Genomic DNA, 10636 nt, shown 5'->3' with positions numbered 1-10636 from the left:
TATATAAATAATATTTATACTTACGATTGGAGGATTAATATGAAACTTGAACAAATTGTATACGCTCTTGAAATTGCAAGATGTGGATCTATATCTAAAGCAGCTAAAAATTTACTTCTAACTCAGCCTAATTTAAGCTCATCTATAAAGAATTTAGAGGATGATATTGGATTTAAAATTTTTCAAAGACTTCCTAGAGGTGTTTCTGTTACAAATAAGGGTGCTCAATTTTTAGAATACGCTGAGTCAATTTGTAGAGACGTAGAAAATATCAATTCAATAGGATCAAATTCTAATTCATTAACTCCTATTAATTTTTCTTTATCTACTCAATCATTTTCTTACATAATGGATAATTTTTTAGCTCTTCATTCAAATTATAATAGCAATATTACTAATTTTAAAATTAAGCATTCTCACTACTTTGAAGTTTTAGATGATGTTGTAAGAAAACAATCAGATATTGGGATAATATCTATATCAAATGAACACATGGATTTATGGAATAAACTTTTTAAATCTAAAAATATTGAATTTAATCCTCTAACTTCTGGTAAATTACATGGTTATATATTAGATAGCCACCCTCTATTTAATAAAGAAAAATTAGTAATTGAAGATCTATTTGAATACCCATTAGTTACATGTAATCATGATGACTATAATGCTTTGTATTCAAATGATTTTTATAAAAATAAATTATCTTTTAAAAATAATATACTTGTATCTGACTATGGAGCCTTAATTTATACAATGGAATCTGTAAATGCTGCAACTATAATACTAAAATTAGAAAATAGTTATACAAAATTGTATTTTGATAGCTCTCACAAAGGTCGTTATGTCAATATTGATGTCTTACCAGAAATTACACTTGGTTGGATTAAACTTATTGATTCTCCAATTTCATCTATAGCAAGTGAATTTATAGATTTAATAACAAAATAAAAAATAGGAGTATACACTCCTATTTTTTATTTTGTTATTGACCACTCATCATTCTTTATATATATCCTTTTTGTATTACAGCTTCTATCCATTACAAGTAAGCTATCGTCTTCTATGTTATTGCTTAAAAGCATTAAATCATTATCCCTACAAAAATTTCTTGCAAGCTCTAATGCATCGGACTCCATATTTAGTTCTAATAATCTTCCCATTTATTTTCTCCTTAAAAATATAATTTAACTCAATTTTATTATAATATATATTACCCTTTAAAAAAATAAAAATCACTAGATATATGTTTTCCATATAACTAGTGATTTTGTTAAATATATATTTTGTTAATATTACAATGGGCTATTTTATTAATTATAAGCTAATGCTAAATTATTATTTAAAACATCTACAAAATTATAAATTTTTTCTTCATCTTCTTTTTTAAAATGTTCTTCAAAATTTATAAGTCCTGTAAATTCTTTTGGTAGATTATTATCGATATAATTTATTTGTTTTTCATCTTTATTTACTGTGAAAAATCCTAATTTCTTAAATTTAAACTCTTCTATGTTATTTTCTATAAATCTTTGAATTTCAGTTGAAATTTCTCCATCTTCTAGGTTTATTCCTATTAACACATTCTCATATTTATCTAAGTAAAAAGATGAATTATATTTTGTATTTCTTACATCTACTTCTGAGTCTAATTTTTCTGATAAAGACATTGCTAAGTTTTTAGTTATTCCATTATTACTCCCATAAGCTATTAAAGTACACATTAACACTACCTCCACCAATATATAGTATATATTATTGATATTTTTTATTTCTTATATGTTATACTATATACTATTAACCATCTTTTTGCAACCATTTTCACGAAAAATTCCATGTTATATATATAACATAACATATATAGTACATCTCATTGATTAAATTGTGTATATAAATAAAAAAATAAACTCTAAATTAGAGTTTATTTTATCCTTGATATGCTGCATGCTTATGGAAGTGTTCATGCTCTCCTGTAAATCCATCTTCATGTATGTGATCATGTCCAATTCCGTTTATGTGTGAGTGACTATGCATAAATGATACCTGCAATTTATTATTCATAGGATTTACACCTACATATGCATTTACACCAAAAATTTCCTTTAACATTTCCTCAGTTATAACTTCTTTAACGCTTCCACAGTTTTTTATTTTTCCATCTTTCATAACAATTAGATAATCACAATACATAGAAGCCATATTCATATCATGTATAGCCGATAAAGTAGTTATATTTAAGCTTTTTACTAAATCCATTAACTGTATTTGATAGCCTATATCCAAATGATTTGTAGGCTCATCTAAAATCAAAAATTCAGTATCTTGAACTAATGCTCTTGCAATTAAAGTTCTTTGTTTCTCTCCTCCAGAAAGGTTTGAAAAACTTCTTCCAACATAATCTTCAAGCCCTACTCGTTTTAACATATCAGTAACCATATCTAAATCTTTCTTTGAATAATCTTCAAATACAGATTTGTATGGGTACCTTCCCATTTTTACAATTTGCTCTACAGTGAAATCGAATTGAGAGTTACTTTCTTGAGCTAAAACTGCTACTTCTTTTGCACAGTCTTTATCTTTCATATTAAGTAAATTTTTATTATCAAGTAGTATCTGCCCACTATCTGGCTTATACAGTCTATATATGTTTTTTAATATAGTAGATTTTCCTGATCCATTTGGTCCAATAATTCCAACAAACGATCCTTTAGGTATTTCAAATGATATATCTTTTAAAATTTCTTTTTTATCTATACTAAATTCCAAATTTTTAACTTGTAATTTAAACATTAGTCTCTTCCTCCAAATGTATAATTTTTCTTAGAAATCAGATATAAGAAGAATGGTCCACCTATTAAGGATGTTATTATACCTATTGGTATTTCTACTGGAGGGAAAAGTCCTCTAGCTAAAACGTCCGATGCAATTAAAAATATAGATCCTATAAGTGCAGATAAAACTATAAGTTTTTTATGATCACTTCCAGCTATAGTTCTACATATATGAGGAACTACTAATCCTATAAATCCTATAGCCCCAGTTATTGCAACCAGAGTAGATGTTAAAAGTGTTGCCAATATTAGTATTATTGATTTTATTAATTTTACATTTATTCCAAGTATTATCGCACTATCATCTCCTAAAAGAAGGATATCTAAAGATTTTGACATTGTAAATGCTACAATCATAACAACTATTAATACTAAAAATGGAATTAACAATACATCCCATTTAGCTCCACCTAAACTACCTACAGTCCAAAACAATGCATTTTTAGCCTGATTTGAGTTTTTAGCTGAATATATAAGTAAGTTTGTTAATGCTGAAAATATAGTAGAAATAGCCATACCTGTAAGTACAAGCCTCGTAGTTGACGTAGTTTTACCCATTTGAGTTCCTATTGCAAAAACTAGTACTCCAGATAATAATGACCCTACAAACGCCCCACTAGTTATACTATTTATTCCTACACTTGATACTCCACCTAAAACTATAACAAAAACTGCTCCACAAGAAGCTCCTGAAGATATTCCAAGTATATAAGGCTCTGCTATTGGATTTTTTGTTACACACTGCATTAAAACCCCACATATTGCAAGCCCTGCTCCACATATTGCGCCTAAAATCACTCTAGGAAATCTTATTTCCCATATTATATTTTGAGTCATAACTTCGCCTACACCGCTAAATAATGTTCCATTTGTCACTCTATTAAGTAATACTTTGTATACCTCACCAGGTTCTATATAAGTACTTCCAACTGCTATTGCCCCAACTATTGTACCTGCTAATATTATAGTTAAAGCTATAACCCAAAATAAGAAACCTTTCTTTTTAGAAAGGCTTCTTTTATTTTCAACCGAAACTTGCATTATTTTTTATCTCCATAGAAGTATCCGTGCATTTCTTCTATTACCATTGGATTTCTAACACCTGGAGATAAGTCAGCTAACTTAACTACATATATTTTATTATTTTTTATAGCAGGTACATCTTTAAGTGCTGGATTTGATTTTAAATAATCAATTTTTTCTTGAACAGGTTGTCCAGCTAAGAAATCTGTTACTAGTATTACTTCTGGATTTTTTTGTACTATACTTTCCCAAGAAACATTTATATAAGGCTTTTTAGCATCCTTTCCAAATACATTATTTCCTCCAGCTATTTCTATTAAGTTATTCGCAAGTCCTGATCCAACTACCATTGCATCTTTTTCTCCAGAGTCATAAACCATCATTTTAACTCTATCTTCTTCCTTGACATTTCCAACTTTATCCTCTACAACTTTTATATCACTTTTCATTTTATTTACAACTTCAGTAGATTTATCTTCTACTCCAAATATTTTTCCAAGTAAGTTAAAGTCATCATATACATTGTTTATTGTTGCATCTGGCTTATATGCTGATGCCATAAAAGGAGCTACCCCTTTATCTATAAGTTCTTGAGGAGATCCTGTCGTTTGCTCATTAATAGAAGAATCCCATCCACTAACAAAATCTGCCCCAGTAGCTACAAAAGATTCTTTTGATATAGAGTGACCTTCTCCCACTTTAAGCTCAGGTATTTTTTTATACGCAGCTTCAAATTGTGGAAGTATTGGGTTATCTAAAAGAGCCGTTCCAACCATTCTATCCCCTAAATCAAGTGCTAATAACATTTCTGTCATGAATTGAGACAATGTAACTGCTTTTTGTTTTGGTGCATCAACTTTTACATTATAATCTTTAGCTCCATCTGAATAAACATACTCTACTGTTTTAAAATTACTTGATTCGACTTTTGTATCTGATGATTTAGATTCTTTATTGTTGTTTGATGAACAGCCTACAACGCTAAGTGTTAACCCTGCTATAGCCATTAATGCTATAAACTTTTTTAAACTTTTACTTTTTATCATTTTAATTTCCCCCATTTTTCATATGTTTAGTAAATTATCCCTAAAAAATATTAAAGCCATGAAGTCACTTAAATAAAGGTACAAAAACAGACCTTTTTCTTAAGTAAAACCTTCATGGCTTCTATTTCATAATATCTAATTTTTACTCGTGTCTATGCTCATGTTCCCCATTATGGTCATGCCCATGCTCATGTGTATGATTATGATCATGTGAATGAACCCCTGTAAATCCATCTTCATGGTTATGATCATGCCCTAATCCATTTACATGTTCATGATCGTGTAAGTGATTGTGAGTATGTTCATGAGCATGTTCGTGTTCATCAGACCCACAAGTCCCACAACATCCATTTACATGTGGATTATGATGTAATCTAAAATTTCTTTGTAAAAACATATTTTGTCCCCCTATAATGTTTTAGTTACTTCAGTAACTAACGTTTTCATTCTTAATTTATACTATATTATGTTTTTGCATAATAGTAAAGATTTATGTATGTTTTTGGAAAATTTAGTTTTATACATATAATTACATTATTTTACATTTATAACAATATTTTATATTAAATGTACATTTGATTTTGACTTTTTATATGCTATATTGTATTCTATAATTTCCATTTTGAACTTTTTCTGAATCTGTAAATATAGTTGAAAATTTATATAATTTATCTTCTTCGTAATTTGATTTATATATATATCTCCTAAGAGTAAAACTAGACTCATTTTCATATATTCCTATGTCACTCCATGTATTTCCTAAATCTATAGATTTACATTCATAAACACAGTTATACTCCCCCCACTGAATTTTAATTATATCCTCATAATTTATCAAATGCGGAAACAAACACATAGTATTTGTCTTTATAGTTTGTAAATTCAATATATCAAATTTATCATCAAATAATCTTAATTTTATATATTTGCAATAATACTTTCCTTTGTTATTTTCTGCAAAAACTAAATGGTAATTACTATGTTTATCAATTAATGCAGACAAGTATATCTTTGATTCTTTAGATTCAGTTACTTTTAATGGATTAGACCATGTGAAATTTTCATTATTGTATGTTGATATAAACAACTCCTCATGTCCTTTTATTGCCTTCAAGTAAAATACAGTAGGTGTATTATCTTTCCAAACAACCTCAAAATTACTCATTATATTATATGGAATATAATCAATATTATTTTTTATAACTTTATCTTCATACATATACATGTGTATTAATGTACACATAAGAGGATTTTCTTTATTTATTGAATAATAAATTAAGTGTTTTTCTTTTAAAATTTTTTTTATATACGGGAATTTTATATAAAAGTTTTTATAGTCATACTTAAATATAGTGTCAAGTTTAATATTCCCTTCTATGCTTAGGCTACAAATTTTACCTAGCTTATCATTTAAAATTCCGTAAACATTATCCTCATTATCCACATCTATATAAATATCTACAAATGAAAAACTTCCATTCATCAATTCTTCACTGTATATTTCCTGTAGATTTTTCTTGATAATTTTATATTTAATTCCAGAATCTAAATTAAATTCAATAAAATTTTCATCTGATTTTCTAATCAATATATTTGTATCATTGAAAATCATACTATCTCCCCTTTTTTTAATTCATTTAGTTAGTCTATATATTTAAATCTTATTTATGTGTATTACAAATCCTTTATTTTATTCATAATTTAGACAAATTTTATTTGTAAAAAAGGAACACACTATATTGTTCTCTCATATATTTAATTAAAGAGAAATCTTCTCTTTAAATATATTATGTATAGGAGAGAATATATAACATGACTGAAAATAAAACTAATCATGAAGTATGTACAGAATGTCACCACCCAGAAAAACCTGAGAATGACTGCTGTTGCACACATCCACCAAAACCACATCAAAATGATTGTATGAAATGTTGCGATCCTTTGGAATTTAAATGTCCTGATATACGTAAGGCAACTTGCGTTCCTATATTAGGGGAAAGAATATATGACTTCAAGTGCATTAGTAAAAAACAAGAAAGAGCAATATCTAATATTATATTCCATATTGATGGGCCTATAGATGCATATAAAGATGGAGATAAAGTATGCATAGAAAAGGTTTTAGTAAAATATGATTGCATAGGATTTACTAATGATGAACTACCAATAATATTAGATTCTTCTGGAATTGATCTTCCAAATACGTCTCAATTAAGTTGCTCTACTCAAAATGATCCTTTATATTCTAGCTATTCAGGAGATATATCTCCAAGCTTTTTATGCTGTGATGAAGGAAGAAAAGTTAATCTAGCTCAAGGATCTGTTAATGTTGGTGTTGTTAATTATCAATATGTACTATTTGGGAAAATAGGATGTGTACCTTTTATTGCAAAACATGATGTATCACCTTATACAGGACCATTAAATACTTATGGATCTATAACATTATATAATAATGTTTGCTTACCTCAAGTAGACTCTTGCATACATGTTAAAGCTGATTTCCAACTTGAAATAGTTCCTAAGTGTGTAATCCCTAAGTCTACGTATTCTAATGGTTCATTTACTGCTAATATATTTGATTGTCTTTCTATTAAAGAAAAATTCTATATAACTGTAAAAGATGAACTTGTTGTATATACAGCATTTCACGGATTAGACTGTGATAGTGATTGTCACCACTATTCACATGAATTTTATGAAGAGTGGTGCGATAAATAGATTTAACAAAAATTAGTAAAGACCTATATAGGTCTTTACTAGATTTTGTAATAAAACTCTATATTTTTACATAAAGATAGTATATGAATACTTATATTTTTACGGGAGGTTTTTATATGTGTGCCCAAAATTCTGCCGCTAGATCAATAATGGATATTTTTAGCACAATAGAAACTCTGTCTTATTATTTGGGAGAAAAAAATTATATTTGTATCCCTGTTGAAATCACAACTGAGGATGGATTGATTAATAAAATTAATATCTCAAACTCAAAGCAAGATGAAGTTTCTATAAATGATGATGTAATTGTTTATAACAATATAGCTATTAACCTAGATAGTATAGTAAAACTTAAAGTTTTTACACAAGATATAATATTAAAAGAGTTTAAGCCTCTGCTACTAAAAAACTTTGAAAACATACTAGCTTATAACCATATAAACCATTGTCCTCTAAATGAAGCATCACCCTCAATGGGTATAAAACCTTTTAACAACACATTTAACAGTTTTAATACTGATTATAATGTTCAAGATTACATATTAGATAATATAGACAATATAAAAACTTTAAGTTATAAGGGATGCTCGAATACTAAAAGTAGCTTAAATTCAGATATTTTTTATGAAGGAGTTTTAAATTCGGATACAAATTTATTAGTAAATAGGGAAAGTTTAATAAAAGATATAAATTTAGATACAGATTATTTAGATGTAGTAAGTTCTATAAAAAAAACTACTAAAAAAATTTTAAAAAATATTGATACAGAAAAAAAATTAGTTCTTACTAATAATTCAAGTGAAGTAGCAGTTTCAAAACCCATTTTAACAGAAAATGTTGATGTTATAACTGATTTAAAAATAAAAAATCATAATGTATTAGTAAATCAAACTCCTACTAAAGCAATCGATAAAATAGTTCAAAATAAAATAGATTCAATATCTAATATAATTATATCTAAAATAGATAATATTTTATCTGACATTGATTCAGAAACTCAAATCATAGAAACTAAGACTGTAGAAGTTCTGGATTTAGATCCTATTAACAAATTTTCAGATAAAAAGTCATTAACTGGGAAACCACTTATGCTTGACCCCACAGGTGAAAGATATATAGGTGTTGTTTTAGATGATGGATCATTTGAACCATTGAAACTTAGTTTTAAAAAATTTACTATTGTTGATGAAAATGTTAATAATTTAGTTGGAAATATAGATTCTAAGTCTCAGCTCAAAAGTGTAGTATCAGATTTAAGCAAAGAGTTTAGTAAGGTTTTAAGTTCACTAGATATTGAATATAATAATAACTTATTAGAATGTAACGCTAAAGATATGATCGCATTGAGTGATGCTCTAATAACTACAAAGAAAACAATTAAAAATATAGCTAATGAAGCAGAAAAAACATATGCAGTTTCTAAGGAAAATTTTGAGACTATAAATAGTATAAAAAATATGGATTATGATGATATATCACATATAAATAATATAATAACCTCTCCTGTTGTTACATCTATTAACCTAAATAGACACACCAGTGATGTGTTAAACGATGTTTATTTAAATAAAAACATTTCTAATGTAATTAATAATATAACTAAAAGTAATTCAAATAAACATCTCCATTTTTCTGAAAATATTAATGGAAAAATCAACTGTGTTGGAAATGGAGTTATGATTGTAGATAACGCCGACGAGAATATAACAATATACACATTAAATAAGATCAACATTATAAACTAATAAAAATAACCTCATTTAAAATTAAATGAGGTTATTTTTATTAGTTTATAATGTTTCTTTTTGTTTTAAAATCCTATATACACTTCTATCTATTCTTCCTTCAGAAATTTCATTATTTGCTACAGCCAATTTTATCCTTTCTATAACAGATTTAGTTTTATTTACGTCACTTCCAATTAATATTATATCAGTACCTGCCTTTATAGACTTTACACTAGCTTCTTCTATTGATATATAATCTGTAATAGCTTTCATCAGCATATCATCTGTTATTACAATATTTTCAAACTTCATATCCTTTCTTAAAATATCATTTATTAGATTGTAAGACAATGTGGCTGGGTGTTTATCATCAATTTCTTTTATTAATATATGTGAAACCATTATCGCTCCTACTCCATTTTCTATAGCCTTATTGAAAGGAATTAACTCTAACTCATTTAATTGTTTTAAGTTTTTTTCAACTATAGGTAACCCTAAATGTGAATCTATTTCTGTATCTCCATGTCCTGGGAAATGTTTTACTACAGGTATTATATTTTCATCCTTTAATCCTTTCATAGTTGCTATTCCCATGTTGGATACAACTTTTTCATTGTCTCCAAAAGCTCTATCTCCTATAACTGTATTTTTAGGATTACTATGTATATCTAGCACTGGAGCAAAGTTCATATTTATATTGTATTTTTTTAAAATTCCACCTATTTCTCTTCCATTTTTATATGCATATTTTACATCTCCTCTATCTCCTATAGATTTAGAGCTTTCAAATTTTTTTATATCTTTAGGTAGTCTACTCACTCTCCCCCCCTCTTCATCAATAGATATAAACAACGGAATATCTTGATTTATATCTATGATATCCGAAGTCAGCTTTTTTAGCTGTTTTGAGTCTTCTATATTTCTTGAAAAAAGTATGACCCCACCTACTTTAAAATCATTTATTAAAGTATTTAACTCTTTATTAAAATAAGTTCCATTAAATCCACTTAATATCATTTGACCTATCTTTTCATCTAATGTCATTTTTTTTAGCTTGTTCACTATTTTATAATCAATATTAGATTTTTTATTTTTTTCATTGATCATTGATTCTGTTGTAGAAATTTTAATAAACATAAAAAAAATTAATATTATGATAATAGTTAACAATGACATCTTATAAAAACAATACTTTTTATTTTTCATTTCACCTTACCACATCCTTATATTGAGGTATTTATAAATAGATATATATAACTTTATCTTTATATAAGTTTTTATTATAACTACT

Annotated in this window: 11 protein-coding genes; 3 read left to right on the top strand and 8 right to left on the bottom strand. The window is 26.9% G+C overall.

What is annotated here, in order from left to right; genetic code table 11:
* The first annotated feature begins 39 nt into the window (after positions 1–39).
* Complete coding sequence (locus VN21_RS04395; RefSeq protein WP_046822225.1) at positions 40–948, top strand: LysR family transcriptional regulator; 909 nt, start codon at positions 40–42, stop codon at positions 946–948.
* A 26-nt stretch (positions 949–974) separates the two neighbouring features.
* Here the strand turns inward: VN21_RS04395 and VN21_RS04390 are convergent, their stop codons facing one another.
* The 7 genes from VN21_RS04390 to VN21_RS04360 form a co-directional block, all read right to left on the bottom strand.
* Positions 975–1160: a hypothetical protein gene (locus VN21_RS04390; RefSeq protein ID WP_046822224.1), complete on the bottom strand. Its 186-nt coding sequence runs from the start codon at positions 1158–1160 to the stop codon at positions 975–977.
* A 150-nt stretch (positions 1161–1310) separates the two neighbouring features.
* Entirely contained in the window at positions 1311–1721 is a 411-nt protein-coding gene (locus VN21_RS04385) for a flavodoxin domain-containing protein (protein ID WP_021430513.1), read from the bottom strand.
* A 202-nt stretch (positions 1722–1923) separates the two neighbouring features.
* Positions 1924–2787: an ABC transporter ATP-binding protein gene (locus VN21_RS04380; RefSeq protein WP_046822223.1), complete on the bottom strand. Its 864-nt coding sequence runs from the start codon at positions 2785–2787 to the stop codon at positions 1924–1926.
* On the bottom strand, positions 2787–3869 hold the full coding sequence (locus tag VN21_RS04375) for a FecCD family ABC transporter permease (RefSeq protein WP_046822222.1): 1083 nt from the start codon (positions 3867–3869) through the stop codon (positions 2787–2789). Before VN21_RS04375 ends, VN21_RS04380 begins: the two co-directional genes overlap by 1 nt.
* Positions 3869–4897, bottom strand: a complete 1029-nt coding sequence (locus tag VN21_RS04370) for an ABC transporter substrate-binding protein (protein ID WP_046822221.1) — start codon at positions 4895–4897, stop codon at positions 3869–3871. Before VN21_RS04370 ends, VN21_RS04375 begins: the two co-directional genes overlap by 1 nt.
* A gap of 142 nt (positions 4898–5039) precedes the next feature.
* Positions 5040–5294 carry a hypothetical protein gene (locus tag VN21_RS04365; protein ID WP_046822220.1) on the bottom strand — a complete coding sequence of 85 codons (255 nt, stop codon included), beginning with the start codon at positions 5292–5294 and terminating at the stop codon, positions 5040–5042.
* A 192-nt stretch (positions 5295–5486) separates the two neighbouring features.
* A complete protein-coding gene (locus tag VN21_RS04360) occupies positions 5487–6509 on the bottom strand; it encodes a hypothetical protein (protein ID WP_046822219.1) in 1023 nt (340 codons plus the stop codon).
* A gap of 200 nt (positions 6510–6709) precedes the next feature.
* Between VN21_RS04360 and VN21_RS04355 the strand changes: the two genes are divergently transcribed.
* Positions 6710–7618, top strand: coding sequence for a hypothetical protein (locus VN21_RS04355; RefSeq protein ID WP_046822218.1), 909 nt, complete (start codon positions 6710–6712; stop codon positions 7616–7618).
* Positions 7619–7734: 116 nt separating this feature from the next.
* Positions 7735–9363, top strand: a complete 1629-nt coding sequence (locus VN21_RS04350; RefSeq protein WP_046822217.1) for a hypothetical protein — start codon at positions 7735–7737, stop codon at positions 9361–9363.
* A gap of 45 nt (positions 9364–9408) precedes the next feature.
* On the opposite strand, the gene nagZ is transcribed toward VN21_RS04350, so the two are convergent.
* A complete protein-coding gene (gene nagZ / locus VN21_RS04345) occupies positions 9409–10482 on the bottom strand; it encodes a beta-N-acetylhexosaminidase (protein WP_161794376.1) in 1074 nt (357 codons plus the stop codon).
* Between the last annotated feature and the right edge of the window lie 154 nt (positions 10483–10636).

It is taken from the genome of Paraclostridium benzoelyticum (genome assembly GCF_001006285.1).
Classification (GTDB): domain Bacteria; phylum Bacillota; class Clostridia; order Peptostreptococcales; family Peptostreptococcaceae; genus Paraclostridium; species Paraclostridium benzoelyticum.
Note: the sequence above shows the minus strand (reverse complement) of the source record. Positions and strands in the feature narration are given on the sequence as shown.